At 67.6% G+C, this 22,288-nt stretch carries 17 protein-coding genes; 3 read left to right on the forward strand and 14 right to left on the reverse strand.

Features of this window, described 5'->3' with window-relative positions; all coding sequences use genetic code 11:
• Window positions 1-8 precede the first annotated feature (8 nt).
• Window positions 9-1,466: an MFS transporter gene (locus HWX25_RS01035; RefSeq protein WP_175906556.1), complete on the forward strand. Its 1,458-nt coding sequence runs from the start codon at window positions 9-11 to the stop codon at window positions 1,464-1,466.
• Between the two features lie 92 nt (window positions 1,467-1,558).
• On the opposite strand, the gene HWX25_RS01040 is transcribed toward HWX25_RS01035, so the two are convergent.
• Window positions 1,559-2,029 carry a helix-turn-helix domain-containing protein gene (locus tag HWX25_RS01040; RefSeq protein WP_059819614.1) on the reverse strand — a complete coding sequence of 157 codons (471 nt, stop codon included), beginning with the start codon at window positions 2,027-2,029 and terminating at the stop codon, window positions 1,559-1,561.
• A gap of 156 nt (window positions 2,030-2,185) precedes the next feature.
• On the opposite strand from HWX25_RS01040, the gene HWX25_RS01045 reads away from it, so the two are divergent.
• Window positions 2,186-3,418, forward strand: a complete 1,233-nt coding sequence (locus HWX25_RS01045; RefSeq protein WP_175906558.1) for an MFS transporter — start codon at window positions 2,186-2,188, stop codon at window positions 3,416-3,418.
• Window positions 3,419-3,583: 165 nt separating this feature from the next.
• Here the strand turns inward: HWX25_RS01045 and HWX25_RS01050 are convergent, their stop codons facing one another.
• The 10 genes from HWX25_RS01050 to HWX25_RS01095 form a co-directional block, all read right to left on the reverse strand.
• Complete coding sequence (locus HWX25_RS01050) at window positions 3,584-4,750, reverse strand: glycosyltransferase family 4 protein (RefSeq protein ID WP_059531574.1); 1,167 nt, start codon at window positions 4,748-4,750, stop codon at window positions 3,584-3,586.
• Window positions 4,750-5,934, reverse strand: a complete 1,185-nt coding sequence (locus HWX25_RS01055; protein WP_175906560.1) for a glycosyltransferase family 4 protein — start codon at window positions 5,932-5,934, stop codon at window positions 4,750-4,752. The genes HWX25_RS01050 and HWX25_RS01055 overlap by 1 nt, the downstream gene beginning before the upstream one ends.
• The gene (locus HWX25_RS01060; RefSeq protein ID WP_059531583.1) at window positions 5,931-7,397 is read right to left on the reverse strand and encodes a glucose-6-phosphate isomerase; all 1,467 of its coding nucleotides are present in this window, start codon (window positions 7,395-7,397) and stop codon (window positions 5,931-5,933) included. Before HWX25_RS01060 ends, HWX25_RS01055 begins: the two co-directional genes overlap by 4 nt.
• A gap of 10 nt (window positions 7,398-7,407) precedes the next feature.
• The gene (locus HWX25_RS01065) at window positions 7,408-8,544 is read right to left on the reverse strand and encodes a glycosyltransferase family 4 protein (RefSeq protein ID WP_059818745.1); all 1,137 of its coding nucleotides are present in this window, start codon (window positions 8,542-8,544) and stop codon (window positions 7,408-7,410) included.
• A 127-nt stretch (window positions 8,545-8,671) separates the two neighbouring features.
• Entirely contained in the window at window positions 8,672-9,631 is a 960-nt protein-coding gene (locus HWX25_RS01070) for a glycosyltransferase family 2 protein (protein WP_059818744.1), read from the reverse strand.
• A gap of 61 nt (window positions 9,632-9,692) precedes the next feature.
• On the reverse strand, window positions 9,693-11,918 hold the full coding sequence (locus HWX25_RS01075) for a polysaccharide biosynthesis tyrosine autokinase (RefSeq protein ID WP_059531592.1): 2,226 nt from the start codon (window positions 11,916-11,918) through the stop codon (window positions 9,693-9,695).
• Between the two features lie 50 nt (window positions 11,919-11,968).
• Window positions 11,969-13,147: a polysaccharide biosynthesis/export family protein gene (locus HWX25_RS01080; RefSeq protein ID WP_175906562.1), complete on the reverse strand. Its 1,179-nt coding sequence runs from the start codon at window positions 13,145-13,147 to the stop codon at window positions 11,969-11,971.
• On the reverse strand, window positions 13,141-13,584 hold the full coding sequence (locus tag HWX25_RS01085; protein WP_059531598.1) for a low molecular weight protein-tyrosine-phosphatase: 444 nt from the start codon (window positions 13,582-13,584) through the stop codon (window positions 13,141-13,143). The genes HWX25_RS01080 and HWX25_RS01085 overlap by 7 nt, the downstream gene beginning before the upstream one ends.
• Before the next feature lie 40 nt (window positions 13,585-13,624).
• Window positions 13,625-15,040 carry a UDP-glucose/GDP-mannose dehydrogenase family protein gene (locus tag HWX25_RS01090; RefSeq protein ID WP_175906564.1) on the reverse strand — a complete coding sequence of 472 codons (1,416 nt, stop codon included), beginning with the start codon at window positions 15,038-15,040 and terminating at the stop codon, window positions 13,625-13,627.
• A gap of 71 nt (window positions 15,041-15,111) precedes the next feature.
• On the reverse strand, window positions 15,112-16,485 hold the full coding sequence (locus tag HWX25_RS01095) for an undecaprenyl-phosphate glucose phosphotransferase (RefSeq protein ID WP_059819613.1): 1,374 nt from the start codon (window positions 16,483-16,485) through the stop codon (window positions 15,112-15,114).
• A 427-nt stretch (window positions 16,486-16,912) separates the two neighbouring features.
• Here HWX25_RS01095 and HWX25_RS01100 point away from each other — a divergent pair, with 427 nt between their 5' ends.
• Window positions 16,913-18,439 (forward strand): mannose-1-phosphate guanylyltransferase/mannose-6-phosphate isomerase, encoded by a 1,527-nt coding sequence (locus HWX25_RS01100; protein WP_175906566.1) that lies wholly within the window; start codon window positions 16,913-16,915, stop codon window positions 18,437-18,439.
• A gap of 121 nt (window positions 18,440-18,560) precedes the next feature.
• Here HWX25_RS01100 and HWX25_RS01105 read toward each other — a convergent pair whose 3' ends face one another.
• From HWX25_RS01105 to HWX25_RS01115, 3 genes are all read right to left on the reverse strand, one after another.
• On the reverse strand, window positions 18,561-19,502 hold the full coding sequence (locus tag HWX25_RS01105) for a DUF6566 family protein (protein WP_175906568.1): 942 nt from the start codon (window positions 19,500-19,502) through the stop codon (window positions 18,561-18,563).
• Between the two features lie 721 nt (window positions 19,503-20,223).
• Window positions 20,224-20,805 carry a DUF3501 family protein gene (locus HWX25_RS01110; RefSeq protein WP_059531610.1) on the reverse strand — a complete coding sequence of 194 codons (582 nt, stop codon included), beginning with the start codon at window positions 20,803-20,805 and terminating at the stop codon, window positions 20,224-20,226.
• Window positions 20,806-20,849: 44 nt separating this feature from the next.
• Window positions 20,850-22,187, reverse strand: coding sequence for a heterodisulfide reductase-related iron-sulfur binding cluster (locus HWX25_RS01115; RefSeq protein ID WP_175906570.1), 1,338 nt, complete (start codon window positions 22,185-22,187; stop codon window positions 20,850-20,852).
• Between the last annotated feature and the right edge of the window lie 101 nt (window positions 22,188-22,288).

The following is a 22,288-nucleotide window of genomic DNA, read 5'->3' on the forward strand; positions in this document are numbered from 1 at the left end:
ATGGGCGCATGAATACGACCGCCACCTCCCACGCGTTTCCGCCCGCGCTCGCACGCATCGTCGCGACCGTCAGCATCGGCTTCGTCGTCACGCAACTCGACGTGACGATCGTCAACATCGCGCTCGCGCATCTGGCCGGCGATCTGCGTCTGTCCGTGGCCGGCCTGCAGTGGGTCGTCGATGCGTATACGCTCGCATTCGCCGTGCTGATGCTGTCGGGCGGCGCACTTGGCGACCGCTTCGGCACGCGTCGCATGTACGTCGTCGGCCTCGTGCTGTTCGCGCTCGCATCGCTTGCGTGCGGCGCCGCCGTCGCGCCCGCGATGCTGATCGCGGCCCGCGCGCTGCAGGGCGTCGGCGCCGCGGCGATGCTGCCGAATTCGCTCGCGCTGCTCAACGATGCCTGCCGGCATGATCCGCATCTGCGCGCCCGTGCCATCGGCTGGTGGACTGCCGCGGGCTCGATCTCGATCGCTGCCGGCCCGGTCGTGGGCGGCCTGCTGATCGCCGCATGGGGCTGGCGCGGCATCTTTCTCGTGAACCTGCCGCTGTGCGCGGCGGGGCTGGCGGCCACGTTCGCATGGGTGCCCGCGCGCCACATCGGCGTTGCATCGAAGCAACCGACGACGCCCGTGCGCTCCGTGCGGGCACTCGACCTGCGCGGCCAGCTCATCGCGATCGCGATGCTGTCCGCGCTGACCGCCGCCGTGATCGAATGGCAACCGCTCGGCTTCACGCATCCGGTCGTCGCCGGCGGCTTCGCGCTCGCGGCGCTGGCCGGGCTCGCGTTCGTCGCGGTCGAGTCGCGCACCGCGATGCCGATGCTGCCGTTGTCGCTGTTCCGCCGGCGCACGTTCAGCGCGGCTGTCCTGTTCGGAATCTGCGTGAACCTCACGTACTACGGCACCGTGTTCGTCCTTGCGCTGTATCTGCAGCGCGTGCGCGGCGAATCGGCGTGGCAGGCGGGGCTCGCGTTCCTGCCGCTGACAGGCGGCTTCCTGCTGTCGAACCTCGCGAGCGGCCGCGCGGTCGCGCGTCACGGCCCGCGCGCGCCGATGCTCGCGGGCGCGCTGGTTGCCGCGCTCGGCTACGGCGCGCTGCATTTCATCGATGCGTCGACGCCGCTGCCGCTGCTACTCGTGCCGTTCCTGCTGATTCCGACCGGCATGGGCTTCGCGGTGCCGGCGATGACGACGGCCGTGCTCGCGTCGGTCGAGCATGAGCGCGTGGGTATCGCATCAGCGGTGCTGAACACCGCACGACAGGCCGGCGGCGCGATGGGCGTCGCCGCGTTCGGCGCGCTCGCGGGCGGCGGCGGCGCGTGGCAGACCGTCGAGGGCCTTCATGTCGAAACCGGTGTGTCGGTCGGGCTGCTGGTCGCGGCCGCGCTGCTCGCGACGCGGGTCAGGCCGGATGCGCATCGCGGCGCATCCGGTGCGCGTCGTGCGGTGTCGGCAGCCGATTGAACGGAACGGTCGGCCGTCATCGGGCGCGACCAGTGCGTCGGCGCAGCGAAGCGGAAACGACGCGCTTCTTGCGTCGCGCGGCGATCGGACACTCACGCGCGCTTCCCGCCCCCCTCGTCGCCCACTTTCCGCACGACCGTCTCCGCCGCCTTCAGCGGCCGGCCGTCGTCATGCCGGAGCGCGAGCTTGCGGATCGCGCGGCCGGTCTTGCGCTCGACCAGCACCGAATGCGGCTCGCCGCGCTCGAACAGGTTCGCCTCGCCCCACTGCCGCAACATCACGATCACCGGAAACAATCCCTCGCCCTTCTTCGTCAACGCGTATTCCTGATACGCGCTGCCGTCCGACGCGGGCACGACTTCGAATACGCCTGCGTCCACCAGCATCCTGAGCCGGTCCGACAGGATGTTGCTCGCGACGCCGAGGCTCGCACGGAAATCGCCGAACCGGCGCACGCCGTCGAACGCGTCGCGCACGATCAGCAACGCCCAGCGATCGCCGACGATATCGGTCGCCCGTGCCACCGGGCACGGCGAATCCGCAAGACTTTTCTGCCTGGCCATATTGCTCTCCGCTGTCGCGCCGGCGCCTTCGCGGGCCGCCGGCCGTCCGTGCGCGGGCCCGTCGCCCGCCGTCACACAGGTTGCATTTTAAAACCACTTTTCCTACACTCACACTGATTTCAAATTGCAACCACTTGAGCAAGCGTGAGGCCCACCATGGAATCGTCCTGTTCAGGAACGGTCGCGTCGAACGCGGCATCGCGCGCCGCTCGTCCGGGCACCGTGTCACGCGTGCCGACGGCGCTCGTCGCGCTGCTAGCCGTCTGCTGCGCGGCAAGCGTCGCGAACGTGTACTACGCACAGCCGCTGCTCGACTCGATCGCACATGACTTCGGCGTATCGCAGGCGGCGGTCGGCGGCGTCATCACCGCGACGCAGCTCGGCTGCGCGCTCGCGCTGCTGTTCGTCGTGCCGCTCGGCGACCTGCTGAATCGCAAACGCCTGATCGCCGTTCAACTTCTGCTGCTGACGGCGGCATGCATCGGCGTGGCCGCCTCGTCGACGCGCATCGTATTGCTGGCGGGCATGGTCGCGGTCGGGCTGCTCGGCACCGCGATGACGCAAGGGCTGATCGCCTGCTCGGCCGCGCTTGCGGGCGCCGGTGAGCGCGGCCGCGTGGTCGGCGCGGCGCAGGGCGGCGTCGTGATCGGCCTGCTCGCCGCGCGCTCGCTTGCCGGTGTGGTCACGGATGTCGCCGGCTGGCGCGCGGTTTATCTGGTGTCGGGCGCGCTTGCGATCGCGATGCTGATCGCGCTGGCGCGGCTGTTGCCCGATGCCCACGCGCCGCGCGAGCGCATCGGCTACGCGGCGCTGCTCGGTTCGATGGTCACGCTGCTGCGCAACGAGCGCGTGCTGCGTGTGCGCGGGGCAATCGCACTGCTGATGTTCGCGGCGTTCAGCATCTTCTGGAGCGCGCTCGTGCTGCCGCTGAGCGCGCCGCCGTATGCGATGTCGCATACGCAGATCGGCGCATTCGGACTGGTCGGCGCGCTGGGTGCGGCCGCCGCCGCGCGCGCGGGCCGGCTCGCGGATCGCGGCCTCGGCGAAGCCACGACCGGCGCCGCGCTCGCGCTGCTCGCGCTCTCGTGGCTGCCGCTCGCGTTCGCCGGTACGTCGATCGCGCTGCTGGTTGTCGGCATCGTGCTGCTCGACGTCGGCGGGCAGGCCGTCCACGTCGTGAACCAGAGCATGATCCTCAGCGCGCGGCCCGATGCGCATGCCCGCCTCGTCGGTTGCTACATGCTGTTCTATTCGGTCGGCAGCGGGCTCGGCGCGATTGCGTCGACGATGATGTATGCGCACGCCGGATGGATCGGCGTCTGCGCGCTCGGCGCGGCGGTTAGCGTGGTTGCATTCGCCGTCTGGGCCGTGACGCTCAGGCGTGCATGACGCGTGGCGACGTGTCGAAGTGTCGAACGCGGAGTGCGGATCGCAAATCGCGGCGTGCCTCGCATAGAATGAAAAAACCGGCTCGCCCGGTCCGGGCGGCCGGCATGCGGACCGGACGCATGCGCATGCGCCGGCCCGACCGTCGCGGCGGCGTGCCGCGTTCGCTTACCCCGCCGCCTGGATCGCCTCTTCGTACACGCCGGCGACGCGTCGCGCGATCACCGCGTTGTCGAAATGGTCGCGCGCGTAGCGCTTGCATGCGGCCTCGTCCGGCAGCGTGATCGCGCCCGACAGCGCGCCGCCGAGCCCTTCCGCGATCGCATCCGCGCCCGTCGACGGCAGCACGAGATCGCTGGACAACCCGGCCACCGCCTCCGGCAGCCCGCCGACCGGCGTCACCAGCACCGGCGTGCCGGACGCCAGCGATTCGACCGTGATCAGCCCGAAGCCTTCGAGCGCGACCGTCGGCACCACGCTGACCGTCGCCGCGCGGTACAGCGCCGCGAGATGATTGTCGGGCACGAAGCCGAGCAGCTTCACGTTGTCCTGCAGCCCCGCGTCGTCGATGCGCTGCTGCAGTTCCTCGCCGATCTTGCCCTTGCCGGCGATCAGCAGCAGCACGTCCGGGTGACGGTGCTTGACGAGACCGATCGCGTCGATCAGGTCTTCCAGCCCCATGCGCCGCACGAGCCGGCGCACGGCCAGCACGATCGGCCGGTCCTGCGGCAGTTGCAGCTTGTGCCGCGCCTCGGCCGGCGTGAGCGGCGTATCGAACTGCGCGGTATCGACGCAGCCGGGAATCACGCGCACGCGCGACGGATCGATGCCGTAGCGGTTCGTCAGGATCTGGCCGAACGCCTGCGACAGCACGATCAGGCGCGACGAGCGCGTATAGACGGCCTGTTCGAGATAGCGCTTCGCACGCTGCCCGAGCGACGCGGCGCCCTCGACCTGGCTTTCGTCGGCCCACGGCCCCTGGAAATGCGACACCTGCGGAATCCCGCGCGTCACGTCGAGGCCCGGAAACGTGTATAGCGCGAAGTGCGACGAAATCACGTCCGGCCGCTCGCTGCGAATCTCGTCGCGCAACGCGCGGCGCGCGGCGAGCATGCGGCGCGCGAGCGGCTGCGACGCGGGTCCGAAACCCTGGATCGCACCGCCCGTGTCGTCGGCGACCTTCGGCGAACCGGCGACGAGCCCGCGCACCTCGACGCCCGCACCGGGCAGCGCGCCGACGAGCGAGTAGTACATCCGGTCGAGGCCGCCCGCGCGTTCGGGGAACCAGTGCATGCCGATCTGCAACGATTTGATCGGCCGGGAAGATTGGGACATTACGACTGCTCCTGCGTAACCGCATGCTCGACCCGCTCGAACGCGGACGGCTGCGAGGGTTGGCCGATGCGCCGGTAGAGCGCGACATACTGGGCGCCCATGTGGGCCCAGCCGAAACGGGTCATCAGTTCGCGGGCCGCGTCGCCCATCGCGCGGCAGGTGTCGCGCGACGCCGCGAGCGAGCCGATCGCCTGCGCGAGCGCGGCCGGATCGTCGGGATCCTCCAGCACGATCCCGCAGTCGCGCGTGATGATTTCCGCACCGCCGGCGGTGCGCGCGGTGACGACCGGCAGCCCGGCCGCCATCGCCTCGAGCAGCGACAGGCTCATCGCTTCGTAGCGCGACGGAAACACGTATGCGTCGACCGAGCGCATCAGCGTCGGCATGTTCTTCACGAGACCGAGGAAATGCACGCGCGAATCGATGCCGAGCGCGCGCGCCTCGTCCGGATACGGGCTGCCGGGCAGATAACCGGCCACCGCGAGATGGACGTTCGCCGGCAGCTTCGTCAGCGCCTTCAGCACGGTGCCGAGGTTCTTGCGCGGCGTGCGCAGATCGCCGACGAACAGCAGCAGGAATGCATCGTCCGGCAGCTTGAACGCCGCTCGATCGGCCTGCGCGCCCGCGAACGCGCTGCCGTCGACGCCGTTGTAGATCACGCTGATCTTGCCGCTGTCGATGCCGAGCCCGGCGATCTCGTCGGCCACCTTCTGCGACACGGCCGTGATCGCGCGCGAACGCCGGTACGCCCAGCGCTCGAGCGCCGTATTCACGCGCGTGTAGACGTACTGGTACGCCGACCACAACCCCTTCGTCAGCCCGAACGGGTAATACGGACTATTGAACCAGCCGCCGTGCACGAAGTGCGCGGTATTCACGTCGGCCTTGATCCACGAAATGAAACCGTTCACGTGCAGCACGTCGTACTCGCCGCGATGCGCGCGCAGCCACCACGCGCTCTTCAGCGCGAACACCTGCTGCTTGACGAGATTCGACGGCCAGAAGCCGCCGACCTTCACCGGCACCCAGCGCACGCGCGGGTCGGCCAGCAACTCGGGCGCGACATGCGACGCGACCAGCGTGACCTCGTAGCCTTCGGCCAGCGCCGCGCGCGCGATTTCGTAATTGACGCGGCCCTGCCCGTCGTTATGTCGCACGACGTGCGTGACGATCGCGATTCTCAATGGTCGCCTCCCCGTGAACGCGCGGCGGCCAGCAGGCGCTGTGCCTTCTGCCAGTGCGCCGCGGATAGTATTGAAAAAATGGCCGTGAACAGCAGCAGGCCGCCCGTGCCGATCAGCGAGTTCGTGAACACGAGCATCGCGAACACCGACAGGCACAGGCTCAGGCATGCGCCGACGAACTTGTCCTTGCGCAGCTTGAACGCCGCGCGCAGTGTGCGGGCGAGCAGCATCACGACGCCCGACAGGTACAGCAGCGTGCCGGGCCAGCCGAGCACGAACGGCACGTTCATCACGCCGCTGTCGAAGCTGCCGTACTTGCCGAGCTCGCCGCTGTCGCTCGACAGCTTGGTGGACGCGCCGGTCGCGCCCATCCCCTCGCCGGCGACGTCGGTGAACGCCGTTTGCGCGAAGGTCGCGTAGAACTTGTTGCGGTCGTCGTAGCTGCGGTCGTCCTTCAGGTTCGTGATCGACTGCAGGCGCGCGCCGAGGCGGTCTGCCACCGGCCCGACGGTCAGCAGCGGCACGCACAGCCCGACCAGCACGACACCGCTGATCAGGATCCGCATCCGCACACGGTTGCTCGACTGCACGAGCTGGATCGCGAGCGCGATCACCCAGCCGCCCCAGGTCGAGCGCACGAGACACAGCGCGAACGACACGAAGCCGGCGGCGCCCGCGAACCAGCGGACCTTCTGCGGCGCCGCGAACACGAACACCAGCGCGCCCATGATCGCGAACGCGAACGGCCCCGACGAGTTCATCGTGCTGAAGACGCGGACACCGTACGGCACCGGCTCGCCCTGCGAGCCCATGTCCGAGCCGATCATCCACAGCACGTCCCACTGCGGCATCACGAAGTACTGCACGACCCCGTACACGCCCATCACGAGCATGCCCCACATGAACGTGGACAACAGCACGTCGCGGTACTCGGGATAGTCGCGCGAGTTGACCATGATGTGAAAGCCGATCAGCACCGGGTACACCCAGTTCGCGAGGTCGTAGGTCGCGGCCATCACGCCGCTCGACACGATCCCGACCAGATACGCATACGTGAGCCCGAACAGCATCAGCAGCACGGGAATCCCGCGCCGCTGCGCGAGCACGCGGTAATGCCTGAGCAGCCCGAACCCGGCGATCATCGTCACCGCGAGCGGCGCGACCTGGATCAGGCTCGTCGGCGTGAACGCGCCCTTCGACCAGTCGGCGAGACGCCGCACTTCGGGGCTCAGGAACCACACCCACCACATGAAGCCGACGTAGCGCGCCGGGCTCTTGAAATACAGCCAGATGCCGACCGCGATCGCCAGCACCGGAAACGCGAGCGTCAGCACCTTGCCCTGGTGAATGGCGATCAGCGCGGCGGTAAACGTCCACAGCCCGGCCTGCCCGACCCAGTGCTTCGGTTCGGGCAATCGGCTGCGGCTGCGCGACGGTGCGCGTTCGGCGGCAATCGTACTCATCGATCCGCTCTCACCGCGACGACGGGCGCGAATCCGCGAGCGGCATCGCGAGACCGGCCGCCGCCGGCGTGCGACGCCGGCGCAGCATGTCGCGCGTGATCCGCACGTGCTGTTCGGCGAACGCCTGCGTGGTCAGGTCGCGCTCGCGCAGGCACGCGGCCGCGGCACGCGCGCATTCGAGCGCGGCGACCGGATCGGCCGCGAAGCGATCGGCGGCCTGGCGCATCGCCGCCGCATCGAACGCCGGCACGTAGGCGGCCGTGTCGTGCGGGAAGTAGTCGCTGAGCCCGCCGACGTCGGACACGATCATCGGCTTGCCGACCGCCGCCGCCTCGAGCATCACGGTGATGCCCGACGCGTGGAAGTTCGGCCGCAGCGGCACGACGATCACGTCGGCCCACGCGTACAGCTCGTGCTGCTTCGCGAGGCCCGAGGCCGAGCCGATCTTCACGTTCGGCGCATGCCACTCGCGCGGCACGCGGCGCCGCGTCGCGAGCCGCACGTCGTAGCGTTCGTCGCCGCCGAACGCGGCGAGGAACGTGCGCCAGTCGCGATCTCGGTCGTTGCCGATCGCCGCGATCCGCAGCGGCCGGTTCGGCTGCCACTGCCGCGGCTCTGTCGGCGGGAAGTCCTGCGTGTTCAGCCCGTAGTAGACGAACTCGGCTTCGCGCCCGAGAAAGCGGCGGCACAGCTCGGCGTTGTCGCGGGCGAGCGTCGTCAGCGCGTCGGCGCGCGCGAGCAGCTTGCGGTACAGCCAGCGGCGCGGGCCGCCGAACGTGTTCCACTTGTCGAACAGCCACACGCTCTGCGCGAGCAGCAGCGGACGCTTGCCCTGTGCGCCGGCGAGCTTCAGGATCAGCGCGGCGGCGAGATGCTCCTGCTCGGTGTGCGTCCAGATCACGTCGGTGCCCAACAACGCGGCGCGATTGCGCCACGCATGCACGACGTCGAAGCCGAGCGCCGCCTTCAGCGCACGGCGCGCGAGGCTCGCGACGCGGTTCTCGCGCCGGTCCTGCGAATAGGTCAGCCGGAATTCGTCGGATTCGGCGTGGTGATAGCCGTACAGGCAGCCGATGTTCTCGCCTTTCCGGTAAGTACGCGGATCGGCGCCGTAGAACAGGTGAACGTGAACCTTCGTGGAATTCATGCAAGCCTCCGCCGGGCCGCCCCAAGGAGGCTGACCGTCCCCTCGGGAGACAGCGAACAAAGTGAGCGTTGGGGTCGTACCATTTCAAGCCCTCCGGGGATGGCCGCGCGTCGTGCGCGCAGGCCGTTCAAGACGTCACCGGCGGCATCGCCGCACGATGGGGGGCAAGGTCGGCGCGGCGCGCATCGCGTGCGCCGCGGCGCACCGCGCGCCAGTGCTCGCGCACGCGCTCGCGCCGCGCGGTATGCAGCGACAGCAGCACATGTGCGAAGCCCGGATAGACGCGCGTGCCGATCAGCGTCCACCACCACCACGCGATCTCGCGCCGCACCGGCGGCAGATGCTCGCGCAGGATCAGATGCAGGTTGTACGCGCCGTTGCTGATCGCATTGAGCGATGCGGCATCGCGCCGGTCGTCGTCGAAACGCTCGGCCGGAAAATGATCGACCGCGATCGCCGGGTCGTAGACGAGCGTCCAGCCGTCACGCTGCACCTGCATGCTGAAACCCATGTCGTTGTGCACCTGCGCGCCGGCGCCGCGCAGCCGCGTGTCGAAGCGCAGACGTTCGATCGCGGCGCGGCGGTAGCTCATGTTCGCGCCCTTGAGCATGTCGACCTCGCGCGCGCCGCCGACGCCCAGATGATGGTTGCCGATGATCTTGCCGGACAGCGTGAGCTGACCGACGAGCTCGCGCGACTCGTCGAGCACGCGGCCCTTCTCGTGCACCCAGTCGCGGCCGCCGACCGCGCCCACACGCGGGTCGGCCAGGAACACGGCCTCGATGCGCGCGAGCCAGTCGGCGCGCGGCGCCGCGTCGTCGTCGGTGATCGCGACGATGTCGCCGTTCGCCGAGTCGAGCCCCTTGTTCAGCGCGGCGACCTGCCCCGGCACGTCGACCGGCACGATCCGCAGCGGCAGCATGCCGCCGACCGACGGGTCGGCGAGGCGCTCGTGCGTGGCATCGTCCTCCGGGCGCGCGACCACGATCACCTCGTCGGGCAGCCGCTGCTGACGCTGCAGCGCCAGCAGGCAGCGCGCGAGGTCGGCGGGACGCCTGTAGGTCGGAACGAGCACGGAAATTTTCATCGAGGGTTCTCCAGTCGGCCGGGCGGCGCTGCGCACGCCGGCCCGGTTTCGTGCAATGCCGTCAGGCGCTCAGGTATTCGTGGACGGCCGCATAGCCGCGGCCGTAGCCGCGCGCCTTCGGCGGCACGCCGTTGAAGATCCCGCCTTCCAGATCGACGCCCGCGGTACGCAGGCGCTTGATCGCGTCGGCGATCTCGCCTTCGGTATGCATGCCCGAGCGCAGCACCATGAAGGTCGCGCCGGCCATGCGGCCGATGATGGTCGCGTCGGTCACCGCCAGCACCGGCGGCGAGTCGATCAGCACGACGTCGTAGCGCTTGCCGAGGCCTTCGAGGTATTGCGGCAGGCGCGTCGACATCAGCAGCTCCGACGGGTTCGGCGGGCGCGTGCCGGCCGAGATGAACGACAGGCCCTGCACCGGCGTCTCGCGGATCGCCTCCTCGAGCGGCGACTGATCGCTCAGCAGTTCCGACAGGCCCGGCTGCGCGGTGAGGCCGAAGTAGCGGTCGAGCATGCCGCGGCGCATGTCGGCGTCGATCAGCAGCACGCGCTTGCCCGAATGCGCGAGCAGCACCGCGAGGTTGACCGTCAGGAAGCTCTTGCCGATGCCCGGCGTCGGACCGGTCAGCACGACCACGCGATTCTTCGCGTCCATCATCGCGAACTGCATCGCGGTGCGCAGGCTCCGCATGCTTTCGACGCTCAGGTCCTTCGGACGCAGGCTCGCGAGGATCGGCCGCGCGCGGCCGCCGCCCTTCTCGGCCATGGCGTCGAGCTTCACCTGCTCGGTGCTTTGCGGCACCAGCCCGTACAGCGGCAGGTTGAAGGTGCGCTCCACGCGATCCGGATCCTCGATGCCCTGGAACAGGTTGCGGCGCAGGAACACGACGCCGGTACCGAGAATCAGCCCGAGGAACACCGCGGCCGACAGGATCAGTACCTTCTTCGGCTTGACCGGATCGCCCGGGCGCAGCGCGGAATCGACGAGGTGGATGTTGCCGCCCGTGCCGGCCTTCTGCACCGACAGTTCCTGCACGCGGTTCAGCAGCAGCACGTAGATGTCCTCGGCGACCTTCGCGTCACGCTGGAGCTGGACGGCCTTCACTTCGGTCGCCGGCAGGCTGCGGAAGCGGTTGCTGAACTTGTCCTTCTCGCCCTGCAGCTCCGCGAGCTGCTGCTTCGCGGCGATCACCATCGGATGCGAATCGGTGAAGCGCTGCGCGAGCGACGCGAGCTGCAGGCGCTGAGCCGCGATCTGCTGCTCGTACTGCACGCTACCTTCGAGGTAGACCTTCGCCTCGTCGCTCGCGTTGATCGAGCCGGACGTGCGCTGATACTGCGTCAGCGCGGCTTCCGCGCGCTCGAGGTCGGACTTCAGCCGCGGCTCCTCGCCCTTCAGGAAGTCGAGCATCTTGGTCGCTTCGGCCTGCTTCGCGATCACGTGCTGGTTCAGGTACGACTGCGCGAGCGCGTTCGCGATCGCGGCGGTCTGGTCCGGGTCCTTGCCTTCGAGCGAGATCTGCACGACGCCCGTCTGCTTGCCCTGCTCGGACACCTGGATGCCCGACTGGAAACCGGTGATCGCATCGAGATCGTTGTAGCGGACCACGGTGAACTGCGTGCCCGGACGCGCGACCAGCTTCTGCACGAGCAGCGTCACGCCGCCGCCCTGCTCCGATTCGCCGACACGACCCGACAGCAGGCGGTTGCCGTTCGGTCCGACCAGCGTATACGTGCCGTTCGGGCCGGCCGTGAGCGTCATCTTCTTGCCTTCGAGCGCGGGCACGACGTTGATCGTGTCGACGTCGGCGACTTCGCCTCCCCATGCGTACGACCGCAGGCCGAACCACGCGCGCGACGGCTCGCCCGGCGTCGCGACGCGCGCGGACAGGCTGCCGAGCAGCGGAATCGTCTTCGGCACGACCGAGAAGTTCAGCTTGAACTGCTCGACGACCGGCGTGACGACGCCGCGGCTCTTGATGATCTCGATTTCCGCGTCGGTCTGCGCCTGCTGCGGGCCGCTGTTGATCGTCGCCCCCGTCTGCGTCTGCGTGAGCGCCTGCGACGTGTTGTCGTTGCTCTCGACCCGCACGTGCACGTCGGCCTGGTACACCGGTTTTGCGATGTAGCAATAGAGGCCGGCGAGCGCGATGACGGTCACCGCGATGCCGAGCAGCAGCCAGATGTCGTCCATCAACACCTGGAGCAGCTGGCCGAGGACGACGTCCTCTTCCTCGGTTTTCGCGGTCAGATCCGCGTAGGCGTGTTTTGCTTGCGTGTTCACCATTCGTTCCCGCTTGAGTGGTGCCGGGGCGGAGGCGCCGCCCCGGCGGGCTATCAGCGCGTGATTTGCCGCATGTAGAAGATCGTCTGGATCGTCGGCAGCACTTGCTGCAGCACACGGTTGAACTGCACCGAGCTGGCCGTGCTGACGTAGACGACGTCGAGCGGCTGGAGCGGGAAGCGGCTCGACAGCATCAGCGCGTCCGGCTGCGTCATGTCGAGACGGAACACTTCCGGCTTCGTCGGGTTGTCACGCATCCCGCGCATCACGTAGATCTTGCGCGGGTTCGCATCGGTGTCGAGGATGCCGCCGCCGGCCGTCAGCGCGTCGGCGATGGTCAGCCGGCCCTTGAGCATCGGCACCGTGACCGGCGTCTTGACCTCGCCCATGATGAACACGCGGCTGTCGCTGCGGTCCGGCACGTTGACGATGTCGCCCTGCTGCAGCATCACGTTCTGCTTCACTTCGCCGCGGTCGAGCACGCCGTTCGCGTCGAGCGTGTACAGCTTGCCGTCGCGCGTCAGGCGCACGCGCTGCAGGTCGGCCTCGGCGGTCGAGCCGCCCGAGCGCGAGATCGCGTCGACCAGCGTCAGCGGCACGTCGCTCATTGCGAGCGGGCCCGGCGTCTTCACCTCGCCCGTCACCTGCACCTTCTGGCTGCGGAACGACAGCACGCGCACGTCGAGCTGCGGATTCTTCACGTAGCGCGCGAGGCGCGTGGCCAGCTCGTCGCGCGTCTGCGCGATCGTCTTGCCCGCCACGTGGATGCGGCCGACGAACGGGAAGAAGATCGTGCCGTCGGCGGCCACCGTCTGGCCGTACGGATCGGCCTGACCCGGCAGCGACGACGAATAAGGCTGCTGCAGCGCGCCCGCGATCGTCTGCGTCGTGTTGCCGCCGCTCGAGAACGACTGGCCCTGCGGCGTCGTCAGCTCGGGGTGGTCCCACACGGTGACGCCGAGAATGTCCTGCGGGCCGATGCGGTAAACGTACTGCGACGGATCGGTGTAACGGCTCGGCGGCAGCGGGTGTTCGACCTGCTGCTTCTGCAGCTGATCCATCACCAGCTTCGCGTCGATGTAATGAACCGGATAGGTTTCGGCCTGGCCTTGCCGGCCTTCGTCCTTCAGGTTCGACGAGTCGAGATAGTTGCCGGGCGCGGTCGCGCAGGCCGACAGGAATGTCGTCATCGCGACGGCGAGCGCCAGCGGGCGCATGGGACGTTTCAGCATAGTTTTTGCAGCCATCCTTGAACCAGACGTTCGATCAATGAGTAGCTCTCGCGATAGTCGGCCTCGGGGCCGCCATGCGGATCCGCGATCTCGGCGTCCTCCCACTTGCCCAGCAGGTGGACCTTGCCGCGCGCGAACGGATCGACCGATTCGACGGCCTTGATCTGTTCGCGCTCGCTGACGAGAATCAGGTCGGCGTCGCGCACGATCCGGCGCGACAGCCGCCGCGACCGGTGCGTCGTTGCATCGACGCCGCGCTCGGCGAGCAGTTGCCGCATCACCGGATCGATGCCGTCGCCGTCGTTCGCACGCACGCCGGCGGAGTGGAACGTCACGCGCGGGCCGCCACGCGACGCCGCGTGCGACTTGAACAGCAGTTCCGCCGCCGGACTGCGGCAGACGTTCGCGTGACAGACGATCAGGATGTTCCGGAACATGGCGTCTCGATTCGGGTTACGGGTAACGGCGACGCGCGGATTACGCGCTGGCGCGCGCGGCGCCCGGCACACGGGCGGCGACGGCCTGGCGCGAGCCGGGGCGGCCGATCGGGTGGTATTCGATGCCTTGCTCGCTCATCGTCTCCGGCTCGTACAGGTTGCGGCCGTCGAAGATCACCGGCGATTTCCATTGACGGCCGAGCGCGACGAAATCCGGGCTCTTGAACACCTTCCATTCGGTAACGATCACGAGCGCGTCGGCATCGCGCGCGGCCTGGGCCTCGTCGTCGACGAAGGTGAGGCGCTCGAGCCAGCTCGGGTGATCCGCGAGATCGAGCGCGAGCACGCGGCGCGCTTCCTGCTGCGCGACCGGGTCGTACGCCGCGATGCGCGCGCCGCGCGACAGCAGCTCGGCGATCAGCTCGCGGCTCGGTGCCTCGCGCATGTCGTCGGTGTTCGGCTTGAACGCGAGACCCCAGATCGCGAACGTGCGGCCCGTCAGGTCCTCGCCGAAACGTGCGACGATCTTGTCGGCGAGCACGCGCTTTTGCGTCGCGTTGACCGACGACACGGCCTTCAGGATCTGCAGCGACTGGCCGTGCTCGTCGGCGGTGCGGATCAGCGCCTCGACGTCCTTCGGGAAGCACGAGCCGCCGTAGCCGCAGCCCGCATACAGGAAGTGATAGCCGATGCGCGGATCGGAACCGATCCCGCGGCGCACGGCCTCGATGTCGGCGCCGAAGCGGTCGGCCAGGTTCGCGAGCTCGTTCATGAACGAGATGCGCGTCGCGAGCATCGCGTTCGCCGCGTATTTCGTGAATTCGGCCGAGCGCACGTCCATGTACAGCGTGCGTTCGTGGTTGCGGTTGAACGGCGCGTAGAGCTTCTTCATCAGCTCGCGCGCGCGCTCGCCCGGCACGTCGTCGTCGCAGCCGATCACGATGCGGTCCGGCCGCGTGAAATCGTCGACCGCCGCGCCTTCCTTCAGGAATTCCGGATTCGACACGACCGAGAACATCGGGGCATCGCCGCCGCGCTTCGAGAGTTCCTCGGCCACCGCCGCGCGCACGCGCTCGGCCGTGCCGACCGGCACCGTCGACTTGTCGACGATCACCTTGAAGCCCTTCATGGTGCGGCCGATGTTGCGCGCCGCCGCGAGCACGTATTGCAGGTCGGCCGAACCGTCCTCGTCGGGCGGCGTGCCGACCGCGATGAACTGCACGTCGCCGTGCGCGACCGCGGCCTCGATGTCGGTCGAGAAGCGCAGGCGGCCGGCCGCGCGGTTGCGCGCGATGACTTCCTTGAGGCCCGGCTCGTGGATCGGCACACCGCCGCTGTTCAGGACGTCGATCTTCGCCTGATCGACGTCGAGACAGAACACGTCGTGCCCGATGTCGGCGAGACAGGCGCCGGTGACAAGACCTACGTAACCGCTGCCGATGATAGTCAGATTCATGATGTGTCGGACCTCGTGACCAATGATTCGAAATTCGTGAAACCGGAGTGTCTGCGCGGGATGAAACCGCGTCAGTACGCGTTGCTGCCGGTGAAGCCTTTCCAGAGCGTCAGCACGACGATCTTGATGTCGAGCCAGAACGACCAGTTCTGCATGTAGTACAGATCGAGCTTCACGCGTCCCATCATCTTCTCGATCTGGTCGGTCTCGCCGCGAAAGCCGTTGATCTGCGCCCAGCCGGTGATGCCCGGCTTGATCCGGTAGCGGAACATGTAGCCCTTCACCAGATCCTTGTAGATGTCGTCATGCGCGAGCGCATGGGGCCGCGGGCCGACGACCGACATCTCGCCCTTCAGCACGTTGATGAACTGCGGCAGTTCGTCGAGGCTCGTGCGACGCAGGAAGCGGCCGACCGGCGTCACGCGCGTGTCGTTCTTGGTCGCCTGCGTGACCTGCCCCGCGACTTCCTGATGCACCTTCATCGAGCGGAACTTGTAGATCTCGAACTCGTGGCCGTCGATGCCCTTGCGCTTCTGGCGGAAGAACACCGGCCCGCGCGACGTGAGCTTGATCAGGCACGCGATCAGCACCATCGCCGGCGCGAGCGCCGTGAGCGCCGCCAGCGCGAACAGCCGGTCGAACACGAACTTCGGCAGGATCCGCACGTCGGTGATCGGCGACGCCGCGAGGTTGATCGCCGGCACGCCGAGCACCTCGACCACTTCCTGGTTGAAGAACGACAGCGTGCGCACGTCCGGAATGAAACGGATATTCACGAAGTCGTGGCGGAACACCGTCACGATCTGGTGAATCCGGCGCTCCTCCGTGATCGGCAGCGTGAGCCACAGCTCGCTGATCGCGCGGCTGCGCACCAGCCACACCAGCGATTCGAACTGCCGCTCGATGCGCACGTCGTCGAGCGCGACTTCGCCCGGCACTTCGCTTTCGTCGTACACGCACACCGGGTTGAAGCCCGCTTCCGGACGCGCCCGCATCTGTGCGATCAGCCGCCGCGCCGCCGGCGTGCCGCCGACGATCGCCACCGCCTTCAGGTTGTAGCCGCCGCGGCGCAGTTGCCGGAGCACGACGTGCACGCAAGCCTTGGAGCCGGCAAGCAGCGCCATCGTCACGAGCGCCCAGTAACCGAGCCACAGTCGCGACAGGTCGCCCGACTGGTGGAAGCTGAAGCTCATCAGGATGCCCGCGAGCTCGACCACCAGCCACGCGAACGCGACGCGCCCCACCAGCCCGACGAGACGCTTGCCGCGCCACGACTGGTAAATGCCGATGGCCGGAAAGAACACGACGACCAGCAGGCAGTCGAACAGCACCGTCGTGCGCTGCAGGTCGTTGAGCCAGATGCTGCCGCCGTGCAGCGCGGCGGCGATCAATGCCCCCAACACGACCATCGCAATATCGATGACTCTCGCCAGCACGCTCAACATGTCCGCTTCCTCTTTGAACAGGCGTTTGCCGAACAGCTCCTCGTGCAGCCCGTGCCGCACCTTCGATTCAAACGTTGCATGACGCTATTGAAGCGACAAGAAAATCGCGCCTCAAGCGCTCAAGTATTTCGAAAAATAATCGGAAATTCTTGCCGCGCAATTCTTGAATTAAATCGGCACGTTTTCCCGAATCGGTCGTGAATCGGGATTTTTTCGAGAACTTTACGGACCCCGCCAACCCTTTGCAGGATGGGGCCCCAGCCAGATTCAGCGAATTATTTTTTATTTTTTTATTTGCATCGCGTGCGATAGGGGAAAAATTTCCATGACGCATGCGCGCCGAATATCGCGCATATCGCCCGGTTTTATTGTCGATTTACTTCATGCTACAAAACAGGCACTGACTTCAATCGAGGAGAGTGTCATCATGAATGCTCCGGCCGTGGCAGCCGATACGCGCCCTTCTTCTTCCGCCGCAACCGACGCCGCGACGCGTGTCGCGGTGCAGCCGGTGATCCTTGCCGGCGGTTCGGGCACGCGTCTGTGGCCGATGTCGCGCGAACACTATCCGAAACAGCTGATCGGACTGCTCGGCGATCATTCGCTGCTGCAATCCACCGCGCTGCGGCTCGACGGCCTCGCGACCGGTCATCCGCTGAACGACGACGTGCTGATCGTGTGCGGCGAGGATCACCGCTTCACGACCGCCGAACAACTGCGCCTGACCGGCAAGCGTGCATCGATCATGCTCGAGCCGCTCGGCCGCGACACCGCGCCCGCGCTGACCCTCGCCGCGCTGCGGATCGTCGCCGGCGGCGGCGATGCCGTGATGACCGTGATGCCGGCCGACCACGCGGTGGCCGACCAGCCGCGCTTTCATGCGGCCGTCGCGGCCGGCGTGCACTGCGCGGCCCAGGGCAAGATCGCGACGATGGGCATCGTGCCGGGCCGCGCCGAAACGGGCTACGGCTACATCCGCGTCGGCGCGCCGCTCGGCGACGCCGCCACCGGCAACCTCGACGTGCGCCGTCTCGACCGCTTCGTCGAGAAGCCGCATCTCGAACTCGCGCAGCAGTACGTCGCATCCGGCGAATACTGGTGGAACAGCGGGATCTTCATCGTGCGCGCGTCGGTGTGGCTGAACGCGATCCGCCAGCTCGAACCCGAGATCCTCGCGGCCTGCGAGCAGGCCGTCGCACGCGGCAAGGACGACGGCGACTTCTTCCGCGTCGATCGCGACGCGTTCGCCGCGTCGCCGTCGAATTCGATCGACTACGCGGTGATGGAGCGGCTCGTGAACCTGCCGCAGCTGTGCGAAAGCGTCGTCGTGCCGCTCGACGCGGGTTGGTCGGACGTCGGTTCCTGGGACGCGATCTGGCAGATCCTGCCGAAGGACGAAGCCGAGAACGTCGGCCGCGGCCACGTGCTGTTCGAAAACGCCGAATCGACCTTCGCGCATTCGGAAAGCCGGCTCGTCGCGTGTGTCGGCACACACAATCTCGTCGTCGTCGAAACGCCCGATGCCGTGCTCGTCGCCGACAAGTCCTGCGTGCAGGACGTGAAGAAAATCGTCGGGCGCATCAAGGCCGAACGCGGCGCCGAAGCGACCGATCACCGCAAGGTCCATCGCCCGTGGGGGCATTACGACTCGGTCGACACGGGCGAGCGCTTCCAGGTGAAACGCATCGTCGTGAAGCCGGGCGCGCGACTGTCGCTGCAGATGCACCACCATCGCGCCGAACACTGGATCGTCGTGCGCGGCACCGCGCGCATCACGCGCGGCGACGAAACCTTCCTGCTGTCCGAAAACGAATCGACGTACATCCCGCTCGGCGTGTCGCACCGTCTCGAGAACCCGGGCAAGATGCCGCTCGAACTGATCGAAGTGCAGTCGGGCGCGTATCTCGGCGAGGACGACATCGTCCGCTTCGACGATACCTACGGACGCCAGTGACGCAATGCCTGCCGGGCGCGCCGTGTCGACGGTGCGCCCGGCATCACGGAAATGACGAACACAAAAAAACGCGCGGGCGTCGTGACGGACGACGACCCGCGCGTTTTCGTTCGGACGACGATCAACCTACGCGATACGCGTATTCGCGGCGGTCCGCTTGCACCGGGTCGTTGCGGCCCTCGGACAACGCGCCCGCACGACGCTCGGCGATAAAGCGCTTGATGTCCGACTCGGCACGCGCCAGCGCGGACAGGCCGGCCAGCACCTCGCTTTGCGGCGCACGCACCGGTTCGTCGCTCGCTCCATGGCGATCGATCCACTGACGCGCCCAGTCGAGCGCGTACTGCTCCGCTTCCTCCGCATCGGTGAAGCGCGGGCCGATCAGGCCCGAGCGCTCGACGCGCCGATCGTCCTGCATGATCTCGGCCCACGCGCGGTACATCAGGTTCTGCACCGGCTGCGCGCTGCCGCGGATCGTATAGCCGCGGTATTCGTCGACTTGCGGTTCGGCCGCGGCGAAGCTCGCGGCGGACGGACGCCCGTGACGCAGCCCCGCGGGCTGCGCACCCGGCACCGCGAACGACGCACCGGACGATGCTTCGGCGGCGCCGTTCGGCATCGCGGTCAGCGAAGCGCCCTCGCCATCCCAAACGTTTGCCTGCGCGACCGGCAGTTGCCACGACTCGGGGTTCTGCCAGAACACGCCGCGCAGACGGTCGTTGTCGGGCACGGGCTCCGCACGGCATGCCGGCGCGACCGGCACCGGCGGCGGCGGCACGTACGCGAACGTGCGCCCGCTGAACTGGGTCAGCACGTCGATCATCTGCAGCAGCGTGCCGTTCGCGAGCCACTCCTCGTAGCGGCGGCGGCACGTCGGCCCGGACGGATAGCGCCCGGGTAGTTTCGACCACGCTTCACCGGTCGTCAGGATCCAGAGAACCGCGTTGGCGACGACGCGCGGTTCGGCTCGCGGACGGCCTCGACGGTTCAGCCGAATGGGTTCATCGGCGATCAGCGCTGAAAGTCGAAACCACTCTTCATCGTTAAGCTCATCGAAGAACATAGTCGATTTCTCCACGCAGCCAGGCCGGGGCTGCGATTGTCGGCGCCGTCGTCACGCATCGCGTCACGGGGCGGCCCGGTTGCACATTATGGTTATCCGATTGTTGTGCATGCCGGTGCGACACCGCACTTTCACGGTGCCGCCATTCACGGCAATGGCGCACAAACTACGGTCTCACTCCAATGTGGGAATTTTTGTGCACGAAGCATACCATCCTCAGGGTTTATCTCAATATGACAATGACTTAATGTTACGCACTGAAACAACCTGCCATGGATGCGCAATCAATTTACGCTTGAATTTTTTTACGCGATCCTTATGCGAGATGCTGGGAAGCCCCGTCTGGCGGGGCTTTGCGAGGCCCGCCAGACAGGCCTCCAGCGTTGTTCCGACCCTTGCCCGCAACCCTCCCGGGAATCGCCGCCGAAAATCGGTAAATCAGGGAAAATTTCGTAACAAGATATTCACGGATCGGTAATTCGTTCAAATTGCATTCAACTGAATTTTCCCCGCGCACAATCTTGTTATTGTTTCTCCGCGAGTAATGAAAGCGGTCTGAGGTCGAGGCACATTGTTTCTGCGCATGCAAGCGTCGACGAGTTTGTTACATCTCGGCGTAGCAGACAGCCAACGGCGGCGGGCGCGACGATCGGGCGCCGCGTTTCGGGTCGGAACAACGTGGACTCGCGCGATACGTGAAGCGGCACCCCGGCCGCGCGGATCAGCGCAGATCGCCGGCCAGCGACGCGGCGACGTCCGCGTCCACGCGTTGCGGCGGCATCGTATAGGCCGGGTGATCGCAGCCGATCGACAGCGTCGCGCCGCCCTTGAGCGCCGCGCGCATCGGCCCGTCCAGTTCGAAGCGCACGAAATGCACGGCCGAGGTCTTCTCCGCGTTGTCGCGATCGAGATCCTCGTCGGCGATCGCGTAGACGTCAGGGTGCCCGTCGACGCGCAGGTACACGCGATCCTCGACGCCGATCAGCCGCGCAAGCGCCGCCCGCCGTTCGGCCTCGTGCTCGTATTCGATCTGCAGCGTCGCCTTCAGGTTGGTGCCGTCGGGCACGAGCGGCAGATAGGCTTCCAGTTCGCCTTCGATGCCGGCCTCGTCGAAGATCTTCTCGATGTGCAGCATTTCCTGGATCTGGTAGCGGATCGTGGTCTCGTCCTCGAACAGGAGGCGCAGATGGTTGCCGAGCGCCACCGCGCGGCGGCGCTTGTACGCGACGAGCCTCGCGTGTTCGGCCTTGCGGATCTTCGCGTACGCTTCGAGCGTCAGCAGCGAGTCGCGGGTCAGCGTCATGGCGTGTCCTTGGATAGCGTCGATGTCTTCGTTGAACGGCCGGTTCAGATGCCGTACGCGCGGCGCAGTAGCGTCAGCGGATGCGCGAGCGGCGCGGCGGGCAACCCTTTCTCGTCGATGCCCTGCACGATGTGATGGCCGGCGAGCGCGCAGTCCGACGACACGACATCCGGCTTCGGCTCGGCCATCGCCTTGAACACCGGCGCACCGATCCGCATCGCGTCCGCATGGAAGGCCTTCTTCACGCCGAACGTGCCCGCATGCCCCGAGCAGCGCTCGACGACGTTCACGCGCGTATCGGGCACGAGCGACAGCGTGTCGGCCGTCTTGCGGCCGATGTTCTGCACGCGCGCGTGGCACGGCACGTGATACGACACGGTGCCGAGGCCCTGCTTGAAATCGGTCTTCAGCAAACCGTCGCGATGCCGCGCGATCACGTATTCGAACGGATCCCAGAATGCGTCGGCCACCGCGCGCACGGCGTCGTCGCCGGGAAACATCAGCGGCAGTTCGCTCTTGTACATCAGCACGCAGCTCGGGATCGCGCCGATCAGCGCGTAACCTTCGCGCGCATAACGCTCCAGCACCGGAATGTTCACGGCCTTCTTCGCGGCGACGCCCGCAAGGTTGCCCTGCTCGAGGAGCGGCATCCCGCAGCACGCTTCGCGCGTGACGAGCTCGTACGGGATCTCGTTGTGCGCGAGGATCGCGAGCAGGTCGTGGCCGATGCCCGGCTCGTTGAAGTTCACGTAGCACGTCGCGTAGATCGCGACCTTGCCCGGCGTGCGTTCGCCATCACGTGCCGGCGGGCCGTCCGAGCGCTTCGCGGCACGCCGAAACTTGCGCGGCGCGAACTCCGGCAGCCATGCGTTGCGATCGACGCCGAGCGCCGCTTCGAGCGCGTGGCGCGCGGGCGGCGTGCGATTCACCGCGTTCACCGCCTGCGTGACGATCGGAATGCCCGCGAAATGGCCGAGCGCGTCGGTGTTCGACAGCACCTTGTCGCGCAGCGGCGCCTCCCCGCGCTTGTAGCGCGCCGCCTTGCCGCGCAGCATCAGGTGCGGGAAGTCGACGTTCCATGCGTGCGGCGGCACGTACGGGCATTTCGTCATGTAGCAGAGGTCGCACAGGTAGCACTGGTCGACGACCTTGCCGAACGCGTCCTTCGGCACTTCCTCGATGTCGCCCATCGGCGTGTCGTCGACGAGATCGAACAGCGCGGGAAACGCGCCGCACAACGACACGCAGCGCCGGCACCCGGCGCAGATGTCGAACACGCGCGTCATTTCCGCATCGATCGCGGCCTGGTCGTAGAACGCTTCGGACTGCCAGTCGAGCGGATGCCGCGTCGGGGCTTCGAGACTGCCTTCCTTGTGTGGCATGGGGCGCTCCAGCGTGGCGCGCATGCGCGCGGACGCGCCGCCCGCGTGATGCGGGCAGCGATCAACGCACGGCCGGCCGCAGGATGTCGGGCCGGGCCGTG

Origin of the sequence: Burkholderia sp. BCC1640, assembly GCF_902833125.1 — a bacterium.
In the GTDB taxonomy this organism is placed as follows: Bacteria; Pseudomonadota; Gammaproteobacteria; order Burkholderiales; family Burkholderiaceae; genus Burkholderia; species Burkholderia diffusa.

Coding starts and splice junctions, on each gene's coding strand:
- HWX25_RS01085 (WP_059531598.1), bottom strand. CDS start 13,584: ATGTTCCGGAACATCCTGATCGTCTGTCACGCGAACGTCTGCCGCAGT.
- HWX25_RS01090 (WP_175906564.1), bottom strand. CDS start 15,040: ATGAATCTGACTATCATCGGCAGCGGTTACGTAGGTCTTGTCACCGGC.
- HWX25_RS01045 (WP_175906558.1), top strand. CDS start 2,186: ATGGAATCGTCCTGTTCAGGAACGGTCGCGTCGAACGCGGCATCGCGC.
- HWX25_RS01035 (WP_175906556.1), top strand. CDS start 9: ATGAATACGACCGCCACCTCCCACGCGTTTCCGCCCGCGCTCGCACGC.
- HWX25_RS01050 (WP_059531574.1), bottom strand. CDS start 4,750: ATGTCCCAATCTTCCCGGCCGATCAAATCGTTGCAGATCGGCATGCAC.
- HWX25_RS01105 (WP_175906568.1), bottom strand. CDS start 19,502: ATGTTCTTCGATGAGCTTAACGATGAAGAGTGGTTTCGACTTTCAGCG.
- HWX25_RS01095 (WP_059819613.1), bottom strand. CDS start 16,485: ATGTTGAGCGTGCTGGCGAGAGTCATCGATATTGCGATGGTCGTGTTG.
- HWX25_RS01110 (WP_059531610.1), bottom strand. CDS start 20,805: ATGACGCTGACCCGCGACTCGCTGCTGACGCTCGAAGCGTACGCGAAG.
- HWX25_RS01100 (WP_175906566.1), top strand. CDS start 16,913: ATGAATGCTCCGGCCGTGGCAGCCGATACGCGCCCTTCTTCTTCCGCC.
- HWX25_RS01115 (WP_175906570.1), bottom strand. CDS start 22,187: ATGCCACACAAGGAAGGCAGTCTCGAAGCCCCGACGCGGCATCCGCTC.
- HWX25_RS01060 (WP_059531583.1), bottom strand. CDS start 7,397: ATGAGTACGATTGCCGCCGAACGCGCACCGTCGCGCAGCCGCAGCCGA.
- HWX25_RS01070 (WP_059818744.1), bottom strand. CDS start 9,631: ATGAAAATTTCCGTGCTCGTTCCGACCTACAGGCGTCCCGCCGACCTC.
- HWX25_RS01040 (WP_059819614.1), bottom strand. CDS start 2,029: ATGGCCAGGCAGAAAAGTCTTGCGGATTCGCCGTGCCCGGTGGCACGG.
- HWX25_RS01065 (WP_059818745.1), bottom strand. CDS start 8,544: ATGAATTCCACGAAGGTTCACGTTCACCTGTTCTACGGCGCCGATCCG.
- HWX25_RS01075 (WP_059531592.1), bottom strand. CDS start 11,918: ATGGTGAACACGCAAGCAAAACACGCCTACGCGGATCTGACCGCGAAA.
- HWX25_RS01080 (WP_175906562.1), bottom strand. CDS start 13,147: ATGCTGAAACGTCCCATGCGCCCGCTGGCGCTCGCCGTCGCGATGACG.